This window comes from Tepidimonas charontis, assembly GCF_007556685.1.
In the GTDB taxonomy this organism is placed as follows: Bacteria; Pseudomonadota; Gammaproteobacteria; order Burkholderiales; family Burkholderiaceae_C; genus Tepidimonas; species Tepidimonas charontis.
In genome coordinates this window covers 1-18,069 of sequence record NZ_VJON01000005.1, presented here as the reverse complement: position 1 = coordinate 18,069, position 18,069 = coordinate 1, and the positions used below count along the sequence as shown (strand labels likewise).

The 18,069-nt window shown below is 68.3% G+C and carries 18 protein-coding genes; 9 read left to right on the top strand and 9 right to left on the bottom strand.

The annotated features are described in order from the left end of the window. Nucleotides 1-5: 5 nt before the first annotated feature. From ftsA to Tchar_RS13800, 4 genes are all read left to right on the top strand, one after another. Entirely contained in the window at nucleotides 6-1,235 is a 1,230-nt protein-coding gene (gene ftsA / locus Tchar_RS02550; RefSeq protein ID WP_144327531.1) for a cell division protein FtsA, read from the top strand. A gap of 20 nt (nucleotides 1,236-1,255) precedes the next feature. Beyond that, on the top strand, nucleotides 1,256-2,479 hold the full coding sequence (gene ftsZ, locus Tchar_RS02545; RefSeq protein ID WP_144327530.1) for a cell division protein FtsZ: 1,224 nt from the start codon (nucleotides 1,256-1,258) through the stop codon (nucleotides 2,477-2,479). Between the two features lie 156 nt (nucleotides 2,480-2,635). Continuing rightward, nucleotides 2,636-3,559, top strand: coding sequence for a UDP-3-O-acyl-N-acetylglucosamine deacetylase (lpxC, locus tag Tchar_RS02540; RefSeq protein ID WP_144327529.1), 924 nt, complete (start codon nucleotides 2,636-2,638; stop codon nucleotides 3,557-3,559). Nucleotides 3,560-3,574: 15 nt separating this feature from the next. Then, the gene (locus Tchar_RS13800; protein WP_201739277.1) at nucleotides 3,575-3,748 is read left to right on the top strand and encodes a hypothetical protein; all 174 of its coding nucleotides are present in this window, start codon (nucleotides 3,575-3,577) and stop codon (nucleotides 3,746-3,748) included. A gap of 12 nt (nucleotides 3,749-3,760) precedes the next feature. On the opposite strand, the gene ruvC is transcribed toward Tchar_RS13800, so the two are convergent. From ruvC to Tchar_RS02515, 5 genes are all read right to left on the bottom strand, one after another. Next, nucleotides 3,761-4,309 (bottom strand): crossover junction endodeoxyribonuclease RuvC, encoded by a 549-nt coding sequence (gene ruvC, locus Tchar_RS02535; RefSeq protein ID WP_144327528.1) that lies wholly within the window; start codon nucleotides 4,307-4,309, stop codon nucleotides 3,761-3,763. A gap of 44 nt (nucleotides 4,310-4,353) precedes the next feature. Further along, nucleotides 4,354-5,058: a monofunctional biosynthetic peptidoglycan transglycosylase gene (gene mtgA, locus Tchar_RS02530; protein ID WP_144327592.1), complete on the bottom strand. Its 705-nt coding sequence runs from the start codon at nucleotides 5,056-5,058 to the stop codon at nucleotides 4,354-4,356. Nucleotides 5,059-5,132: 74 nt separating this feature from the next. Beyond that, entirely contained in the window at nucleotides 5,133-6,017 is an 885-nt protein-coding gene (locus Tchar_RS02525; RefSeq protein WP_143969009.1) for an energy transducer TonB, read from the bottom strand. Nucleotides 6,018-6,027: 10 nt separating this feature from the next. After that, complete coding sequence (locus Tchar_RS02520) at nucleotides 6,028-8,109, bottom strand: ribonuclease catalytic domain-containing protein (RefSeq protein WP_144327591.1); 2,082 nt, start codon at nucleotides 8,107-8,109, stop codon at nucleotides 6,028-6,030. 108 nt (nucleotides 8,110-8,217) lie between these two features. Further along, entirely contained in the window at nucleotides 8,218-8,883 is a 666-nt protein-coding gene (locus Tchar_RS02515; protein ID WP_144327527.1) for a 7-cyano-7-deazaguanine/7-aminomethyl-7-deazaguanine transporter, read from the bottom strand. A gap of 369 nt (nucleotides 8,884-9,252) precedes the next feature. Here Tchar_RS02515 and Tchar_RS02510 point away from each other — a divergent pair, with 369 nt between their 5' ends. Beyond that, nucleotides 9,253-10,785: a methyl-accepting chemotaxis protein gene (locus Tchar_RS02510; protein ID WP_144327526.1), complete on the top strand. Its 1,533-nt coding sequence runs from the start codon at nucleotides 9,253-9,255 to the stop codon at nucleotides 10,783-10,785. Nucleotides 10,786-10,868: 83 nt separating this feature from the next. Here Tchar_RS02510 and radA read toward each other — a convergent pair whose 3' ends face one another. Beyond that, nucleotides 10,869-12,281 (bottom strand): DNA repair protein RadA, encoded by a 1,413-nt coding sequence (gene radA / locus Tchar_RS02505; RefSeq protein ID WP_144327525.1) that lies wholly within the window; start codon nucleotides 12,279-12,281, stop codon nucleotides 10,869-10,871. A gap of 2 nt (nucleotides 12,282-12,283) precedes the next feature. Next, nucleotides 12,284-12,892, bottom strand: a complete 609-nt coding sequence (locus tag Tchar_RS02500; RefSeq protein ID WP_144327590.1) for a YqiA/YcfP family alpha/beta fold hydrolase — start codon at nucleotides 12,890-12,892, stop codon at nucleotides 12,284-12,286. Nucleotides 12,893-13,012: 120 nt separating this feature from the next. On the opposite strand from Tchar_RS02500, the gene rodA reads away from it, so the two are divergent. Beyond that, on the top strand, nucleotides 13,013-14,170 hold the full coding sequence (gene rodA / locus Tchar_RS02495; RefSeq protein ID WP_144327524.1) for a rod shape-determining protein RodA: 1,158 nt from the start codon (nucleotides 13,013-13,015) through the stop codon (nucleotides 14,168-14,170). A gap of 73 nt (nucleotides 14,171-14,243) precedes the next feature. Next, complete coding sequence (gene tldD, locus Tchar_RS02490) at nucleotides 14,244-15,716, top strand: metalloprotease TldD (RefSeq protein WP_144327523.1); 1,473 nt, start codon at nucleotides 14,244-14,246, stop codon at nucleotides 15,714-15,716. Between the two features lie 231 nt (nucleotides 15,717-15,947). On the opposite strand, the gene Tchar_RS13700 is transcribed toward tldD, so the two are convergent. After that, nucleotides 15,948-16,085, bottom strand: coding sequence for a hypothetical protein (locus Tchar_RS13700; RefSeq protein WP_161595431.1), 138 nt, complete (start codon nucleotides 16,083-16,085; stop codon nucleotides 15,948-15,950). Between Tchar_RS13700 and Tchar_RS02485 the strand changes: the two genes are divergently transcribed. Both Tchar_RS02485 and Tchar_RS02480 read left to right on the top strand, forming a co-directional pair. After that, nucleotides 16,084-17,220, top strand: a complete 1,137-nt coding sequence (locus Tchar_RS02485) for a 3-deoxy-7-phosphoheptulonate synthase (RefSeq protein ID WP_144327522.1) — start codon at nucleotides 16,084-16,086, stop codon at nucleotides 17,218-17,220. The genes Tchar_RS13700 and Tchar_RS02485 overlap by 2 nt on opposite strands. 190 nt (nucleotides 17,221-17,410) lie before the next feature. Then, complete coding sequence (locus Tchar_RS02480; RefSeq protein WP_144327521.1) at nucleotides 17,411-17,731, top strand: hypothetical protein; 321 nt, start codon at nucleotides 17,411-17,413, stop codon at nucleotides 17,729-17,731. A gap of 99 nt (nucleotides 17,732-17,830) precedes the next feature. Here Tchar_RS02480 and Tchar_RS02475 read toward each other — a convergent pair. Next, on the bottom strand, nucleotides 17,831-18,069 hold a 239-nt coding region (locus Tchar_RS02475), incomplete at its 5' end, for a zinc ribbon domain-containing protein (RefSeq protein ID WP_144327520.1).

Below are 18,069 nucleotides of genomic sequence, written 5' to 3'. Positions count from 1 at the left end.
TCATCATGGCCAAGGAATACAAGGACATCGTGGTCGCCCTGGATATCGGCACCGCCAAGATCATGGTGGTGGTGGCCGAGGTGCTGCCGGGCGGTGAACTCAAACTCGCCGGACTGGGCGTGGCACCCGGCAACGGCCTCAAACGCGGGGTGGTCGTCAACATCGACGCCACCGTGGCCAGCATCCAGCAAGCGCTCAAGGAAGCCGAATTGATGGCCGACTGCCGCATCACGCGCGTGACCACCGGCATCACCGGCAGCCACGTGCGCGGCATCAACTCGCAGGGGATGGTGGCCATCAAAGACCGCGAGGTCAGCCCCGCCGACGTGGCGCGCGTCATCGAGACCGCCAAGGCCATCAACATCTCCACCGATCAGCGCCTGCTGTTGGTCGAGCCGCAGGAATTCATCATCGACGGCCAGGAGGTCAAGGAGCCGATCGGCATGAGCGGCGTGCGCCTGGAGGCCAAGGTGCACATCGTCACCGGCGCGCAGAGCGCGGCCGAAAACATCCTCAAATGCGTGCGCCGCTGCGGCCTGGAAGTGGAGCAGCTGATGCTCAACCCACTGGCCGCGGCCCAGGCCGTGCTCACCAACGACGAAAAAGAGCTCGGCGTGGCGTTGGTGGACATCGGCGCCGGCACCACGGATGTGGCGATCTTCGCCGGGGGGGCGATCCGCCACACCGCCGTCATTCCCATCGCCGGCGACCTGATCACCAACGACATCGCCATGGCGCTGCGCACGCCCACCAAGGACGCCGAGGACATCAAGATCGAAAGCGGCTGCGCCAAGCAACTGTTGGCCGACCCAGATCAGCAGGTGGAGGTGCCGGGCCTGGGCGACCGCGGCCCGCGGCTGCTTAGCCGCCAGGCGCTGGCCGGGGTCATCGAGCCGCGCGTGGAGGAGATTTTTTCGCTCGTGCAGCACGTGATTCGCGAATCCGGCCACGAGGAGCTGCTGTCCAGTGGCGTCGTGCTCACCGGCGGCAGCGCGGTCATGCCCGGCATGGTCGAGTTGGGCGAGGACATTTTTCTGAAGCCCGTGCGGCGCGGCGTGCCCCAGTACGTCGGCGCGCTCGGGGACATGGTCGCGCATCCGCGCGCGGCCACTGTGATGGGTTTGCTCGACGAGGCGCGGCTGGCGCGCCTGCGCGGGCAGAAGGTGGCGCAAAAAGCGGGCTCGTTCGGGGGGCTGCTTGCGCGCGTCAAAGAGTGGTTCGTCGGCAATTTCTAAGCACACACGAGGAGCGTTCCATGGGCATCGAACTGATCGAAGTCGAAGAATTCAACCGCGGCACGCGGATCAAGGTGATCGGTGTGGGCGGCGGCGGCAGCAACGCCGTCGAGCACATGATCCAAAGCCGCGTGCAAGGCGTGGAGTTCATTTGCGCCAACACCGACGCGCAGGCGCTGGCGCGCTCGTCGGCGCACCGCCTCATCCAGCTCGGCCGCACCGGCCTGGGGGCGGGCAGCAAGCCCGACAAGGGGCGCGAAGCGGCGCTGATGGCCGAGGCTGACATCCGCGCCGCCATCGAAGGCGCGCACATGCTGTTCATCACCGCCGGCATGGGCGGCGGCACCGGCACCGGCGCCGCCCCGGTGATTGCCAAGATGGCCAAGGAGATGGGCATCCTCACGGTGGGCGTGGTGACCAAACCGTTCGACTGGGAGGGCGGGCGCCGCATGGCCAATGCCGAAGAGGGTCTGGCCGAACTCGAGCAAAGCGTCGATTCGCTGATCGTGGTGCTCAACGACAAGCTGCACGAAGAGCTGGGCGAAGACGTTACCCAGGATGAGGCGTTTGCCGCTGCCAACGACGTCCTCAAGAACGCGGTCGGTGGCATCGCCGAGATCATCAACGTCGAGGCGCTGGTCAACGTGGACTTCGAAGACGTCCGCACGGTCATGGGCGAGCCGGGCAAGGCGATGATGGGCACGGCGGTGGCCAGCGGCCCCGACCGCGCGCGCATCGCCGCCGAGCAAGCCATCGCCTGCCCGCTGCTGGAGGGCGTGGACATGCGCGGCGCCAAGGGCGTGCTGGTGCTCATCAGCGCCGCCAAGGGGTCGCTGAAGCTGTCCGAGTCCAAGCTGGCCATGAATACCATTCGTGCCTTCGCCGCCCCCGATGCGCACGTCATCTACGGCACCGCCTACGACGAATCGTTGGGTGACGCGCTGCGCGTGACGGTGGTGGCCACCGGTCTGAACCGCCAAGGCCAGCGTCAGCCGCTGACGGTGGTGCAGTCGCAAGCGGGCCTGCGCACCGGCACCGACAACATGCCGTCCATCCCGACCCTGAACCAGCCGGTGGGCACCGGCGCGGCGGGCAGCGCTGCTGGGGCCGCCGGCGGCGTGCATCCGAACGTGCCGCGCGTGTGGTTGAGCGGACGCAGCGCCTCCTCTCGGGTCGAAGCCCTGGCCTCCAGTGGCATGGAAGACATCGAAATCCCGGCATTCTTGCGCCGTCAAGCCGACTGAGAACGCCAAAGGGGGTCCCAGCCGCCCCGTTTTTGCCTGGAACGCTTGTGGCTGGCGGGCCGTCTTGCCGACGCGGCCCGCCGGCGCCCGCTGCCAGCCGTGCGGTTTTGCGCGCGGCCGCGTGCGCGGATCCGACCCCGCGCCTACAATCTCGACATGATTGCGCAACGCACCCTCAAGACCCTCACGCGCGCCGTGGGCGTGGGCCTGCACAGCGGCGAACGGGTCGAGCTGACGCTGCGCCCGGCGGCGCCCGATACCGGCATCGTCTTTCGCCGCATCGATCTGGCCGAACCGGTCGAAATCCCCGCGAGCGCCACCGCAGTGGCCGACACGCGACTGGCCTCGACGCTGGCGCGCCGGGGCGTGCGCGTGCACACCGTCGAGCACCTGATGAGCGCGTGTGCCGGCTTGGGCATCGACAACCTCTACATCGACCTCACCGCCGAAGAGGTACCCATTCTCGACGGCTCGGCGGCCTCCTTCGTGTATCTGCTGCGTAGCGCTGGCATCCAAACCCAGCCCGCACCGCGCCGCTTCGTGCGCGTCAAGCGCCCGGTCGAAGTCAGCGAAGGACAGGGCCGGCTGGGCAAATGGGCGCGTCTGCAGCCCTATCACGGCTTCAAACTGCGCTTCGAAATCGAATTCGACCACCCCGCCGTCAGCGCCACCGGCCAATGTGTGGAGTTCGACCTGGGCAGCGGCCAGTATGCGCGCGAAATCGCCCGGGCACGCACCTTTGGTTTTACGCGCGACGTCGAGCACATGCGCGCTCAGGGGCTGGCCCTGGGCGGCGGGCTGGACAACGCCATCGTGCTCGACGACGTCAAGGTGCTCAATGCCGACGGGCTGCGCTACGACGACGAATTCGCCAAGCACAAGATCCTGGACGCGATGGGCGACTTGTACCTGCTTGGTCATCCGTTGCTGGCCGCCTACAGCGCCTACCGTTCGGGGCACGCGCTCAACAACCAGCTGCTGCGCGCGCTGCTGGCCCAGCCAGATGCGTACGAGATCGTCACCTTCGAGGACGAGCGCGCCGCGCCGCGCGGGTTCGCACAGCTCGCCCTGGCCGCCTGAGCAGGTCGCGCTGCGATGTTTTTCTTTCGATTTCTGATGTTCGCGCTACTGGGCGCCTCGGCTCTGTGCTTTGCCTTTTATCTGGGCACGGGGCGCAAGCACTACCTGCGCTGGGGGTTGGTGGTGCTGAAGTGGACGGTGATGGCGGCGCTGGGCTTCTTTGCCGTGCTCGTGCTCAGCCGTATTTGATGGGGTTGCGGCTCAATAACTGCGCCCGTCCCGGTAGGCTGCATGGGTGCGCGCGCGCAGTGGGGCCACGCGCGCGATGGCCTGTGTGGTGCGTGCCACCTGGGCGTGGGTGATGCACAGGCCCAGCGCGTCGGCGGCGTCTTTCCCGGGCAACCCCGGCAGATTGAGCAGGCGCCGCACCATTTCCTGCACTTGGCTTTTTTGCGCTTTGCCGTAGCCCACCACCGCCTTTTTTAATTGCAGCGCGGTGTATTCGGCCACCGGCAGGTCGTTGGCCACCAGGGCAGTCAGGCAGCAGCCGCGCGCCTGTCCCAGAATCAGGGTGGCTTGCGGGTTGACGTTGACGAACACGATCTCCAGCGCCGCCACGGTCGGCTGGTAGCGCCGCACCACCTCGCCGATGCCATCGAACAGGGTGCGCAGGCGCTGCGGCAGCAGGGCGCCTTCGTCCGGGCTGGTGCGAATGGTGCCGCTGGCCACGTAACGCAGGCAGGCGCCGTCCACGTCCACCACGCCAAAGCCGGTGGCCGTCAGGCCCGGGTCGATACCAAGGATGCGCATGGATGCAATCGTAGCGTGGGCGGCTGGTCGTTGGCGCACCGGGGCTACGGGATGCGTACCGACTCCATGCGCGCCCATATGGCATGGGCATGCGAGGGTGCCGCCCCAGCAGCCAGCCGCCTTCCATAGCGTTTGGGGGCAGGCAGCAGCGCCGCCAGACGCGCTGCCTCGGTGGCGCTGAGTTGTGCCGCGGACTTGCGAAAGTAGTGCTGCGCCGCCGCTTCGGCGCCGAAGACGCCGTCGCCCCACTCCACGCTGTTGAGATAGATTTCGAGGATGCGCCGCTTGTTCAGCAGGGCCTCCAGCATCCACGTCAACCACAGCTCCTGCCCCTTGCGCCACAAAGTGCGCTCGCCGGACAAAAACAGGTTTTTGGCCAGCTGCTGCGTGATGGTCGACCCCCCCACCACGCGCGCCGGGCGCACCGGTCCGTCGCCGTGGCCTCGGGCGCGGTCGCGCAGTCGCTGGTTGCGTTGCCAGGCGGCGGTCACCGCGTCCCAGTCGACGCCGAAGTGATCGACGAAGCCGGCATCTTCGGCGGCCACCACGGCGCGCTTCAGATGCGGTGAGATACGCTCGTACGGCACCCACTGCTGGCGCCAGCGGTGGGCGTCGCCGGTTTGCAGCAGTCGCCACAGCTCCGAGCGCTGAAAGGTGGTGCTGCTGGGGTCGATGAAGCGCAGCGCGGCGATGCGCGCCACCCACCATCCTTGCAGGGCCAGCGCGGCCAGCAGCACCCCCAGCAGCATCGACCCCAGCGCGTGCGCCACGCGGCCGCGCCGTGGGGGTGCGCCGGCGGCGCGGGCAGCGTTGCGTCCGCGACTCATGGCGTGGCGGCCGGGGCCGTCATCTGGGTCTGCAGGCCCGCCTCGCGCGTGAAGCGAAAGCGCGAGACGACCACGATCTGATCGGCGCGCGCGCGCATGGCGGGGTTGAAGTGCGCAAAGCGCAGGCTGTGCACGATGGCCTCGGCGCGCCGATCGAGCACGGGGTTGCCCGAGCCCTGCACCACTTCCGTGGCCAGCACCCGCCCGTCGTGATTGACAGTGATGGTCATGGTCAGCTCGCCGTAGAGTTTGCGCCCCCCCTGTTCGGGAAACTGCGCGGTGCCGCGGTCCTCGATACGGCGGCGCAGCTCGTCGTAGTACAGCGCGTACACCGCTTCTTGGGTGGCCGGGCTGATGTAGCGGCGTCGCGGGCGCGCGTTTTCCTCGTTGATGCGGCGCTCGATTTCGGCCAGGGTGCGAATCAACGCGCGCCGACGCTGCTCGCGGCCGTCGGCATCGGCGTTGGCCGGCAGCGGAGCGGCGCTTAAGCGCGCGATTTCCTCACGCAACTGGGCCAGCAGCCGGGTTTGCTGCGCCTTCATCGCTTCGATGCGCTGCTCCTCGTCCTCCAGCGCATCGCCGACGCGCACCACCGGGGCGGGTGGTAGCGGTGAGGTGGCGCGGCCCTGGTCGAGCTGTCCACCGCCGGCCAGATTCGCCTGCGCGATCGCCTGGGCGCGCTGTGGCGCTTGCTCGCTGCGGGCGTTGACCAGAATCACCTCCAAGGGGGCATCCTGCAGCAGCCGCTGGGGGCGCAGCGGAGGTACGAACTGCACCGTCAGTACCACGGCGTGCGCCACCACCGACAGCGCCAGCGTCCACGGCAGCGGGTCAGCCCGCAGGCGGTCACTGAGGGTGGCGAGCACACGCGGCAGTGCCATGGGGGCAGCCTCACGTCGCGGCGGCAGAGGGCGCCCCGGCATCGTCGGACGCACCTTCGTCGCCGTCGTCCAGCGCCACGGCAACGGTCAGGGGTGCGGCCAGCGGCGCCTCGCTCTCGCCCTCCAGCGTTTCGTCGGTCTCGGCCACCGGCTCGGTGGCGCCCAGGCGTTCGACGACGGTGCCGGTGACTTCCAGTGACACTTCGTCGATCGCGCCCAGCCGCACGCGCACGCGCTCGCCCCGTCGCAAGCCCTCGGTGCCCAGTACCGAAAACACCAGCGGCAACGTCTCGGCACGTACCAGGTTGTCCTTCAGATAGGCCGCTTCGAGCTCGGTGATGTCCTGCTGGCGCAGATAGCGCAGCGTCCAGTAGCGCTCCATCGTGCCCTGGAACTGATTGTAGGCACTGTAGGCGGCGTCGAAGGCGCTGATGATGGCCAGCAAGGCGGCGTCGCGCGGCTTGAACGGGGCCGCCAGCGCGGCGGCGGCACCGTGGCGGGCACAGGCGATGATTTGCCACTGGTTGACCAAGTCGGTGTAGCGGCGCAGCGGCGACGTGCTCCAGGCGTAGCACGATACGCCGATGCCGGCGTGCGGCAGCGCCTTGGTGCCCATACGCACCTTCACACCGGGGGCCAGGCTGGCTTGGCTGCGATAAATGGCGGGCACGCCCAGCTCGGCCAACCATCGGCCCCAGGTGTGGTTGGCCAGGATCATGGCTTCGGCCACGATCAGATCCAGCGGCGCGCCGCGCGTGCGGGTGCCAATCACCACCGTTTCCTCGCCGGTGGGGGCATCGCCGTTCATCCCTTCCAGTTTGAAGGTGAAGTCGGGGCGCGTGAAGGTTTCCGGGCGGCCGCGCACCGCCTCGCGCTGGGCCTTGCAGGCCTGCGCCAGCCGCCACAGAAAGGCCAATTGCGGGTGCAGCGCGCGCAGCTCGGGCGGTGCGGCCTCGGGTGTCGGCGCATCGGGCGCGTCCAGCCACGCCGCCGTCACCACGTGGTCGATCTGATCGTGGCGCAGGTTGTGCGCGATGGGCACCTGCTCCAGCCGGGTCTGGCTGTCGAGCACCTGCAACGAGGCCTCGTCGATGCGCACGTACAGCGACAGTGCCGGGCGCGGCGCGCCGGCCAGCAAGGTATAGCTCTGCACCACCGCGTCCGGCAGCATCGTGATCTTGTGGCCGGGCACATAGACGGTGGACAAGCGCTCGCGCGCAATGCGGTCGAGCGCGCTGTCGGGCGCGATGGCCAGGCCTGGCGCCGCGATGTGGATACCCACGGTCACGATACCGCTGCCCAGCCCCTGGACACTGAGCGCATCGTCGATTTCGGTGGTGCTGGAGTCGTCGATGGAGAACGCCGCCACGTCGGCGGCCAGCGGCAGATCCGCAGGCACCGGCGGGGCGGTGACGGCCGGAAAACCGGTGCCGCGGGGAAAGTACTCGAACAAAAAGCGCTGCCAGTGAAACTGGTAGGCGCTGCTGATGGCGCCGGCGCGCTGCAGCAGCGCCAGCGGCGCCAGATGGGTGGCACGGGCCGCGTGTACCACCGCCTTGTACTCGGGCGCGTTTTTGTCGGGCTTGAACAGGATGCGATAGAGCTGCTCGCGCACCGGCGCCGGGCACTGTCCCTGCGCGAGCTGGTCGGCCCAGGCGGCGATTTGGGCCTCGATGGCTCGGCGCCGCTCGATGGCGGCCAGCGCTTGACGCAGCACCTCGGCAGGCGCTTTGCGAAAGCGCCCCTTGCCAACGCGGCGGAAATAGTGGGGTGCATCGTGCAGGCGCAGCAGCGCAGCGGCCTGCTGCGCCAGGGAGGCGTCGCTGCCGAAATAGTCACGCGCCAGTTCGTCGAAGGCGAAATCGGCATCCGGCGCACACGCCCACGCCAGGTCGAGATCGATGTCACCGGCCAAAGCCTGGGCCTGCGCCATCAGTTCGGTCGGCGCGGGCTGGGTGAAGGTCAACAGCACGTGGGCGAGTTTGACCTTGGCACGCCGGCCGCTGTCGAGCTCGATGTGCGCTGAGGCTTCGGTGCTGGAGAGGATGCGGCCGGTCAGCAATTTGCCGGCTTCTTCAAACAGGGCAAACAACGTCGGTGCTTTCGTACCTTGTGCCAGGCCAATGCCAATGGCCGACGGGGCCATGGCCGTCGGCCAGCAATCAGGAGCCCAAGTGTACCCAGTCGCAGCGGCGCCGCGTCAGGCCATGCGCACCGGCGCAGGCGCCGGCAGCCAGCGCAGCAGGGCTTTCAGCGCGGCGCCGTACAAGGGCAGCAACGCCAGCAAGCTGAACGCCAGTTTGGTGGCGTAGTCCACCCAGGCGATTTCCACCCAGTGCTCGGCCATGAAGGCGTCGCTGCTGCGCCAGAAGGCCGCCGAGAAGAAGACGAAGGTGTCGATCAGGCTGCCGACGATGGTGGAGGCGGCCGGCGCCACCCACCACGCTGGCAGGCGGCGCAGGCGCGCGAAGACGGCGATGTCGGTCAGCTGGCCGACCACGTAGGCGATGAAGCTCGCCAGCGCGATGCGAAAGACGAAGGTGTTGAAGTCGGCCAGCGCCGCCCAGCCGTTGAAGCGGCCTTCATAGAACAGCACCGACACGACGTAGGACGCCAGCAGCGCCGGCAGCATCACGCGCGCCACCACGCGCCGCGCCGCCTGCGGGCCGATCAGCCGCACGGTCAGATCGGTGACGACGAACACCAGCGGAAAGGTGAAGGCGCCCCAGGTGGTGTGCACGCCGAACAGTTGAAACGGCAATTGCACCAGGTAGTTGCTGGCAATGATGATGAGGATATGCAGAGCCACCAGGGTCGGCAGCCCCAACCACGCCGCCGGCGTGGCGCGGGAATCAGTGATGCGCATGTGAATCCTTTTTGATCGATGGGGTGAGGGAACCCATGGTGGCGTCAAACCCCACGCAGCATTGCGTGGCCACCGCGCGCATCCATGACGCCGACCGGCGCGATTCGCCGCCGCCATACTTCCAAGTATAGCGTGTGCGCTGGCGTTCGGCGCAGACGCAGCGCGTGAGCCGGGCCAGCGGGCTGTGCCGGATCGGGCAGGCGGACCGTGGGCGGCAGCGCATATGTCTGCGTAAGCGCTTCGACACCCCGGGTAAACCCTTTATAGAACGAACGTTCGTTTCTTTTTATACTGCATGCCGGCGCGCGCCATGGCACACCGTGGACGTGCGTTGGTGGAGTGTGGCAGGCGACCAGGAAAGCACGATCGATGCGCGACCTCAAATTGGCCAGCAAGCTTTGGCTGGGTGTGGGATTGCTGTTGGTGGCGTTGACAGCCGTCGTTGTCACCGTCAGCATTCGGTCGGTGCAGTCGACGCGCCATGCCGAGCAGGCAGTGGGGCGGCAATTCGACAAGATGATGGCGGTGGCCCACTGGGTGGCCGAGGCCGAGCTGGCGTTGGCGACGAGCGCGGTGGACGCTGGCGGCGCGTGCCCGGGCGGGGCTGTCCTGCGTCAGGTCTTGGGTCCGATGGGAGCGCAGCGCGTCGAGCGGGCGGCGCAGCAGGTGCAGTCCTTGTTGGTGGCATCCGAACAGTCGGCCTGGCGTGCGCTGCAGCAGCGCTGGCAGGCCGTGCAGCACGGCGCGCAACGCTTGGCGGCGTTGCCGCCGGGCGCCGCCGACGCCATGGCCGATGATGCGCAGGCGCAGTACGTGGCGCAAGCGCAGGCGTTTCTGCAGTCGGCGCGCCAGTACGCCGCGCAGCAGCGGGAGGCGCTGGACGCGATTCAGGCCGACATTGCGGTCGAGCGCCGTACCAGCTTGGTGTTGGGGGCGTCGCTGATGGCGCTCCTGATGGGTGCGATCGTGCTGGGGGCGTGGGGGCTCATTCGTCACATCCGTCAGCCGCTGCAGCGGGTGGTGGCCTGTGCACAGCGCATCGCGCAAGGGACGCTGTCGCAGCCGCTGGATTCCACGCGCGGCGACGAGTTCGGTGTCATGATCCGCGAGCTCGAAGTCATGCGGGCCCAGCTCGCCTCGGTGGTGGCAGGCGTGCGCGACAGCGCGCAGCACATCAGCGCCGCGGCGGCGCAAATCGCCGCCGGCAACCAGGATCTGTCCCAACGCACCGAGCGCAGTGCGGCGCACCTGCAAGAAGCGGTGGCGCGTCTGCACGAGTTGTCGTCCGACTTGGGCGCCTTCGTGCAGGCCGCGCGTGCGGCCAATGGCATCGCCGAGCAGGCCGCCACGCACGCCCGCAGCAGTGAGGAGGTGGTGCATCAGGTGGTCGAGACCATGCGCGGCATCCGCGCCAGCAGCGAGCGCATCGCCGATATCGTCGGCGTCATCGACAACCTGGCGTTCCAAACCAATATCCTGGCCTTGAATGCGGCGGTGGAGGCGGCACGCGCCGGTGAAGCCGGGCGTGGTTTTGCCGTCGTCGCCGGTGAGGTGCGCGCGCTGGCGCAGCGCAGCGCGCACGCCGCCGGCGAGATTCGGCAGCTCATCGACGGCAGCGTCGCGGCCGTGGCCGATGGCACCCAGCGGGTGGATCGGGCCGGGCAGACCATCGGCGAACTGATCGCGGAGGTGATGCGTCTGCGCGACACGATCGTGGCCCTGGCACAGCGCAGCGAACGCCAGGCGGTTGCCGTGGGCGAGCTGCAAACCGCTTGGCGCGATATCGACCAGAGCACCCAGCAAAACGCTGCCCTGGTGGAACAAACCGCCGCAGCCGCCACGCATTTGTCGGCGCAGGCGCGCGTGCTGGAGCAGTCGGTGGGGCGTTTCCAGCTGGCGTAGCGAAACGGCAGCCATGCATCGCTACCTCGGCTGGCAGGCCGCAGCGGCCGGGAGCGCGGCGGCGGGCGTGGGCGCTCTCTGGCCTACCACGCCCGCACGATGTGCAGCGCTTCTTCGATACGGCCCACGGGGTGCACCTCCAGTGCGTCGAGCAGCTCGCGCGTGGGCGCGTCAGGCTTGCGCGGCAGATTGGCCGCTGGTACCAGGGCGACGCGAAAGCCCAGCTTGGCGGCTTCACGCAGGCGCTCCAGTCCGCGCGGCGCCGGGCGCACCTCGCCGGCCAGTCCCACTTCGCCGAAAGCCACGAAGCGCGGCGGCAGGGGGCGTGCGCGCAGCGAGGACTGGATGGCCAGCAGCACCGCCAGGTCCGCCGCCGGCTCGGCAATGCGCACGCCACCAACGGCGTTGACGAAGACGTCCTGGTCGGCGCACGCCACGCCGGCGTGGCGGTGCAGCACCGCCAGCAGCATGGCCAGCCGGTCCCGCTCCAGCCCCACCGTCAGCCGCCGTGGCGCCACACCGCCGCCGTCCACCAACGCCTGGATTTCCACCAGCAACGGGCGCGTGCCCTCCAGCGTCACCAGCACGCAGCTGCCCGGCACCGGCTGCGGATGCTGACTCAAAAACAAGGCGCTGGGGTTGTTCACACCTTTCAAGCCGCGCTCGGTCATCGCGAAAACGCCCATCTCGTTGACGGCGCCGAAGCGGTTTTTGATCGCCCGCACCAACCGGAAGCTGCTGTGCGTGTCGCCCTCGAAATACAGCACGGTGTCGACCATGTGCTCGAGCACGCGCGGGCCGGCCAGCGCCCCCTCCTTGGTCACGTGTCCCACCAGCACCAGGGTGGTGCCCGCGTGTCCGTCGGCGCCGCCCGCTTTGGCCAGTCGGGTCAGATGCGCGGCGCATTCGCGCACCTGGGCCACCGAGCCCGGGGCGGAGCTGAGCTGCTCGGTGTAGACGGTCTGGATGGAGTCGATCACCGCCACCGCGGGGCGCTCGCGCTCCAGCGTGGCCACGATCCGTTCGAGCTGGATTTCCGCCAGCACCGGCACTTGGCTGTCGGCCAGACCCAGGCGGCGCGCACGCAGCGCCACTTGGGCGCCGCTTTCTTCGCCGCTGACGTACAGCGTGGGCAAGCCGGCGCGCTGCAGGGCATCGAGCGCCTGCAACAACAGCGTGGACTTACCGATGCCCGGGTCGCCGCCGATCAGCACCACCGCGCCGGCGACGATGCCGCCGCCGAGCACCCGGTCCAGTTCCGGCAGACCGGTGGGGGTGCGCTGCACATCGGCGGCCTTGATGTCGCCCAGCCGCATCAGTGCGCCGTCGCTGGCCAGTCCTTGGCGCAGCGCACTCATGCGGTGTTTGGCGGCGGCGGGGGCGGCCGTGGTTTCGAGCAGGGTATTCCACGCGCCGCAGTGCGGGCAGCGGCCCAGCCAGCGCGGTGTGCTGCCACCGCAGTCGCTGCAGGTGTAGAGCGTCTTGTCCTTGGCCATCGCTAGATCAGCTGCAGGTGGGCCAACACGGTGTCCAAGTGCGCGGCGAAGTCCGACAGCGCGTGGTCGCTGCCCGGTACGATGTAGTGGGTGCTGCCGGGGTAGCGCGCGACCATTTCGCGCCAGTCCAACACCTCGTCACCGGTGGCGGCCACCAGCAGTATGCGCTGCGGCTGCGGCAGTGGCCCGACCGCCAACGCACGCAGTTCATCCACATATTCCGGGCGAAAAAACAGGCGCTCGTTCGGAGCGTGCCACATGGTGTGCTCACCGATGTAGCGTGCCAGATCGCGCGCCGGATCCACCGCCGGGTTGAGCAGCACGGCGCGGCAGCCGGTCAGCGCCGCCAGCCGGGTGGCGTAGAAGCCACCCAGCGAGGAACCCACCACCGCCATCGTGGCGCGCGGCCAGTCAGCCACGCAGCGCTCGATCAGGGCCCAGGCGGCAGCAGGCGACGGCGGCAGCTGGGGGCAGTGCCAGACGACGCGCGGGTGATCGCGCGCCACACGGGCGGCCAGGTATTGCGCCTTGGCCGAGCGCGGCGAGGAGCGAAAACCGTGCAGATACAACAGGTGTGTGACGCCGTCGGTGGTGCGGTCGGCAGGCGGCATGGGCGGCACGCCATCGGCGTGGCCGTGGGGCGGGCAGGGACGCAGCGTATCCGCAGCGCAGCCGGGCGACCGATCGGTGTGTGGTGGGTTGACCATGGTCCGCAGCATAATCCAGACCCGATGGCCGTCGTCCTGCAAAAACCCCCGCTGCATGTCCGCTTGGCGCCTTTGATGCGCGGCTACGACGTGCCGTTTTTGCTTTCCGTGGCGCTGCTGGCCCTGATCGGGCAAGTGGTCATGTATTCGGTGGCCTACGACATTCCAGGGCGGGTGGCCGATCATGCGCGCAACCTTTTGATTGCGGCCGGCGTCATGGTGGTGGTGTCGCAGGTGCCGCCGCAGCGCCTGCAAGCCCTGGCACTGCCCGCCTATACGGTGGTCGTCTTGCTGCTGGTGGCGGTGGAGTTGTTTGGCGTCACCCGCAAGGGGGCACAGCGCTGGCTGGACCTGGGGCTGCTCACCATCCAACCCAGCGAGCTCATGAAAATCGCCATGCCGCTGATGCTGGCGTGGTGGTTTCAGCGCCGCGAAGGGCGGCTGGCGCAGATCGACTTCCTCGTCGCCGCCGCACTGCTGGCGCTGCCGGTGGCGCTGATCTTGAAGCAGCCCGACTTGGGCACCGCCTTGTTGGTGTTGGCCTCGGGGCTGTTCGTCATCTACTTTGCCGGCTTGAGCTGGAAGCTGATCGTGCCGCCGCTGGTCCTGGGGGCTGCCGGCGTGGTGACCTTGATCGTGATGGAGCCGCAGTGGTGCGCGCCGGGCGTGGACTGGGTGGTGCTGCACGAGTACCAGCGCCAGCGCGTGTGCACTTTGCTCGACCCGGCCAAGGATCCGCTGGGCAAGGGCTTTCACATCCTGCAGGGCATGATCGCCATCGGCTCGGGGGGGCTGTGGGGCAAGGGCTTCATGGAGGGCACCCAGACGCACCTGGACTTCGTGCCCGAGCGCAGCACCGACTTCATCTTCGCCGCCTTTGCCGAAGAGTTCGGCTTTCTGGGCGTGCTGGGTTTGCTGGCGGCCTACACCTATTTTGTGGCGCGCGGCCTGATGCTGGCGGCAGCCGCCTCCACCCTATTCGGTCGGCTGCTGGCCGGTGCCCTCATTCTGGTGCAGTTCGTCTATGCCTTCGTCAACATGGGCATGGTCAGTGGTCTGTTGCCGGTGGTGGGTGTGCCACTGCCCTTTTTGAGCTACGGCGGCACCGCCATGGTGACGCTGGGCGCGAGTCTGGGCATGATGCTGTCGGTGGGGCGGCACAAGCGCCTGGTGCCTAGCTGAGCCTGGGGGCCCTGGTGCGCGGTGGCAGACGCGGTGTTGGGACTGCGGACGCCTTCCTCCCTACAATGCGGGCATGATCGCAGTCGAACCCACCCTGGAGCGCCTGGCCACGGCGCGCGCCTTGCTGCTGGAACCCTACGGGCTGGATGAGAGCCATTTGCGCCGTGCGCTGGGTCTCATCATGGTCCCCGGCGTCGATGACGCCGACCTGTATTTTCAGTACACCCGCAGCGAAGGCTGGAGTCTGGAGGAGGGCATCGTCAAGACCGGCAGCTTCAGCATCGACCAGGGGGTGGGCGTGCGCGCGGTCAGCGGCGACAAAACCGCGTTTGCCTATGCCGATGACCTGTCGTGGGCGGTGCTGCGCGAAGCCGCCGAGAGCGTACGCGCGATCGGCCGCCAGGGGACCAGCCAGCGGGCTGCCATCGGACGCCGCCGGGCCCGCACTACGGTGGCGCCAGCGCGCGCGCTCTACGGTGCCCACGACCCCATCGGCACGCTCGACAGCGCGGCCAAAGTGGCGCTGCTGGAGCGCGTGGAGCGCATGGCGCGGGCGCGCGATCCGCGCATCGTGCAGGTGATGGCGGCTCTGGCCGCCGAGTACGATGTGGTCCTGATTGCGCGGGCCGACGGGGTGCTGGCCGCCGATGTGCGGCCGCTGGTGCGGCTGTCGCTGACGGTGATTGCTCAGCAGGGCGACCGGCGCGAGGTCGGCTCCTCCGGCGGGGGCGGGCGGTTTGGACTCGACCACTTCGACGACGGCGTGCTGACGCGCTACGTGGACGAGGCCGTGCAGGCGGCGCTGACCAATCTGGAGTCGCGCCCGGCGCCGGCCGGCGAGATGACGGTGGTGCTGGGCCCCGGCTGGCCCGGCGTGTTGCTGCACGAAGCCGTCGGCCACGGTCTGGAGGGCGACTTCAACCGCAAGGGGTCGAGCGCCTTTGCTGGCCGCATCGGCCAGCGCGTGGCTGCCAAAGGTGTGACGGTACTGGACGACGGCACCCTGGAGGGCCGGCGCGGCTCGCTCAACGTGGACGACGAGGGCTGCGCCACGCAGCGCAACGTGCTGATCGAAGACGGTGTTTTGCGTGGCTATCTGCAAGACCGGCTCAATGCCCGGCTGATGGGCGTGCGCCCCACCGGCAACGGCCGGCGTGAGAGCTACGCCCACTTGCCGCTGCCGCGCATGACCAACACCTACATGCTCGCGGGCGAGCATGACCCGCAGGAGATCATCGCCAGCGTGCGCCGGGGCCTGTACGCGACCCAGTTCGGCGGTGGGCAGGTGGATATCACCAGCGGCAAATTCGTCTTTTCCGCCAGCAGCGCCTGGTGGGTGGAAAACGGCCGCCCGGTCTACCCGGTCAAGGGTGCAACGATCATCGGCAACGGCCCGGATGCCCTCAAACGGGTGGTGATGATTGGCAACGATCTGGCGCTGGACAGCGGCGTGGGTACCTGCGGCAAGGAAGGCCAGAGCGTGCCGGTGGGCGTCGGGCAGCCCACGCTGCGCCTGGACGGTCTGACCGTCGGCGGCACCGCGTGAGTGTGCCAGACGACGGCCTGCGCTGTTGCGGCACCGCAACACGGCCGGTGGCGGCGTCAGCCTAGGGAAGGTCTGCAAAACCTCCACTCGAAGCTGCTAACCCATTGATGCGATTGGAGGCGCTCGGCCCAAACAGGTAGTTATGCAGAACTTCCCTAGCGTCATACGGGCTGTGCTACAGTAGAAGCCATGCGCAAGCAGCATGGCTTTTACTTTGGCTACTTTTGGTTCTCACGCGTCACCGACGGCAGAGAGGTCTGAAAGCGCCCCAAGCAAAAGCCCCCTGAACTCGAAACCGTCGGTGAGTCCCACCGGCGGTTTTTTTTCGCCCGAATCGGTTGCCCCATTTCCACCCAAGGAGCGTTTCATGAGCCCTAGTCCCGCCAAGGCCAGCAGCACCGACGTCTGGTATCCGCACCCCGCCGACCGCACCAGCCAGACCGACGATCAACGCATCGAGGACATCACCGTGCTGCCGCCGCCCGAGCACCTGATTCGCTTCTTCCCGATCCGCGGCACCGCGATCGAGAGGCTCATCACCCACACGCGCCGCGCCATCCACCAGATCCTGCACGGCAAGGACGATCGGCTGCTGGTCATCATCGGCCCGTGTTCGATCCACGACCCGGCGGCGGCGATGGAGTACGCGCGCCGCCTCAAAGCCCAACGCGAGCGCTTCCACGACACCCTGGAAGTGGTCATGCGCGTGTACTTCGAGAAGCCGCGCACCACCGTGGGTTGGAAGGGCCTCATCAACGACCCGTATCTGGACGAGAGTTTTCGCATCGACGAAGGGCTGCGCATCGCGCGTCAGCTCCTCATCGAAATCAACCGACTGGGGCTGCCCGCCGCCAGCGAATTTCTCGACGTCATCAGCCCGCAGTACATCGCCGACCTGATCTCGTGGGGGGCGATCGGCGCGCGCACCACCGAAAGCCAGGTGCATCGCGAGCTGGCCTCGGGCCTGAGCGCGCCGATCGGCTTCAAAAACGGCACCGACGGCAACATCCGCATCGCCACCGATGCCATCTTGGCCGCCAGCCGACCGCACCACTTCCTGTCGGTGCACAAAAACGGGCAGGTGGCCATTGTGCGCACCAAGGGCAACCCGGACTGCCACGTGATTCTGCGCGGCGGCAAGCTGCCCAACTACGACGCCGACAGCGTGGCGATTGCCTGCCGCCAGCTCGCCGAGGCCAAGCTGCCGCCGCGCCTGATGGTCGATTGCAGCCACGGCAACAGCCAAAAGCAGCACGAGCGCCAGGTCGAGGTGGCGCGCGACATCGCCGGCCAGATCGCGGGCGGCTCGACCCATATTTTTGGCGTGATGGTGGAGAGCCACCTGCAGGGCGGGGCGCAGAAATTCACGCCGGGCAAAGACGACCCGGCCAAGCTGGAGTACGGCCGCAGCATCACCGACGCCTGTATCGACTGGGACACGTCGGTGCAGGTGCTGGAGATGCTCAGCGACGCGGTGGCGGCGCGTCGGCGCGCGCGCGGCTGACGAGGCGCGGCCGCGCGGCTTGTCGATCGCACGCGGGCGCGGCGAGGTCGGTCAACGCTGCGCCGCCGCTGCCACGACAGCGCAGCGCCGCCGCTTGCCCGGTGATGCCAACATGCCGGCGTCGGTGTAGCATCACAGCTGCAACGGGGCGCGTTTGCCCCGGATCCGAGGACCGTCACGAAAGGCCCCCATGCGCAGTCACGTCATCGTCCATTTCGGCCCCGACCGTGAGTACGCTTTCGACCTCGACGAGGTGCAGCCGATGCCGCACGACCTGGCGCGCCAGTGGCTGGACCAGCAGTTTACCGAACTGGGTTGCGAGCCGCTGCGCCTGTCGGGCAAGGTGCTCACGGCCGACAAGCTGCTCGCCATCGCGCAGGCCGTCGGTGAGGAGCGCTTCGCCGAACCGGCGCATCGGCCCTGGGCCATGGTGTATGCGCGCGCCGCCGCCAGTCTGTTGGCCAAGCCGGTCATTCGGGTCGATGTGCCGGCGCTGACGATGGGCTACTGAGCCGCCGCGCGCGCGCTGCACCGGCGGCGCTGGCCGCGTGCGGCGGTTGATCGGTATCGGGAGCCAGCGCAGCCCGGTGTGTTTGACATCCTCCCCCGCCTAAAGTCGGGGGATTCCTACGGCGCTTACCCCGGCATCGAGCCGGAATGAGTCGCTTCGGTGGGTTCCTGCTGCTGGCGGCATTACTGCACCGCTCACTTCACAGGCGCACCGGGCGTGTCCCGCCCTGAGTATGTTGATCGCGCCGACCAGATCGGCGTTTTCCTCGAAACCGCATTCGACGCACAGAAACCGGGCCTGCGTCTGGCGGTTGTCCGCCGACACATGGCCGCAGGCCG

What these genes read in the sequence shown, in the direction of transcription:
- Tchar_RS02485 (WP_144327522.1), top strand. Translation starts at nt 16,084, where the DNA reads ATGAGCCCTAGTCCCGCCAAGGCCAGCAGCACCGACGTCTGGTATCCG.
- rodA (WP_144327524.1), top strand. Translation starts at nt 13,013, where the DNA reads ATGGCCGTCGTCCTGCAAAAACCCCCGCTGCATGTCCGCTTGGCGCCT.
- Tchar_RS02480 (WP_144327521.1), top strand. Translation starts at nt 17,411, where the DNA reads ATGCGCAGTCACGTCATCGTCCATTTCGGCCCCGACCGTGAGTACGCT.
- Tchar_RS02525 (WP_143969009.1), bottom strand. Translation starts at nt 6,017, where the DNA reads ATGGCACTGCCGCGTGTGCTCGCCACCCTCAGTGACCGCCTGCGGGCT.
- lpxC (WP_144327529.1), top strand. Translation starts at nt 2,636, where the DNA reads ATGATTGCGCAACGCACCCTCAAGACCCTCACGCGCGCCGTGGGCGTG.
- Tchar_RS02500 (WP_144327590.1), bottom strand. Translation starts at nt 12,892, where the DNA reads ATGCCGCCTGCCGACCGCACCACCGACGGCGTCACACACCTGTTGTAT.
- Tchar_RS02515 (WP_144327527.1), bottom strand. Translation starts at nt 8,883, where the DNA reads ATGCGCATCACTGATTCCCGCGCCACGCCGGCGGCGTGGTTGGGGCTG.
- mtgA (WP_144327592.1), bottom strand. Translation starts at nt 5,058, where the DNA reads ATGCTGCTGGGGGTGCTGCTGGCCGCGCTGGCCCTGCAAGGATGGTGG.
- ftsZ (WP_144327530.1), top strand. Translation starts at nt 1,256, where the DNA reads ATGGGCATCGAACTGATCGAAGTCGAAGAATTCAACCGCGGCACGCGG.
- ftsA (WP_144327531.1), top strand. Translation starts at nt 6, where the DNA reads ATGGCCAAGGAATACAAGGACATCGTGGTCGCCCTGGATATCGGCACC.
- Tchar_RS13800 (WP_201739277.1), top strand. Translation starts at nt 3,575, where the DNA reads ATGTTTTTCTTTCGATTTCTGATGTTCGCGCTACTGGGCGCCTCGGCT.
- radA (WP_144327525.1), bottom strand. Translation starts at nt 12,281, where the DNA reads ATGGCCAAGGACAAGACGCTCTACACCTGCAGCGACTGCGGTGGCAGC.
- Tchar_RS13700 (WP_161595431.1), bottom strand. Translation starts at nt 16,085, where the DNA reads ATGAAACGCTCCTTGGGTGGAAATGGGGCAACCGATTCGGGCGAAAAA.
- Tchar_RS02510 (WP_144327526.1), top strand. Translation starts at nt 9,253, where the DNA reads ATGCGCGACCTCAAATTGGCCAGCAAGCTTTGGCTGGGTGTGGGATTG.
- tldD (WP_144327523.1), top strand. Translation starts at nt 14,244, where the DNA reads ATGATCGCAGTCGAACCCACCCTGGAGCGCCTGGCCACGGCGCGCGCC.
- ruvC (WP_144327528.1), bottom strand. Translation starts at nt 4,309, where the DNA reads ATGCGCATCCTTGGTATCGACCCGGGCCTGACGGCCACCGGCTTTGGC.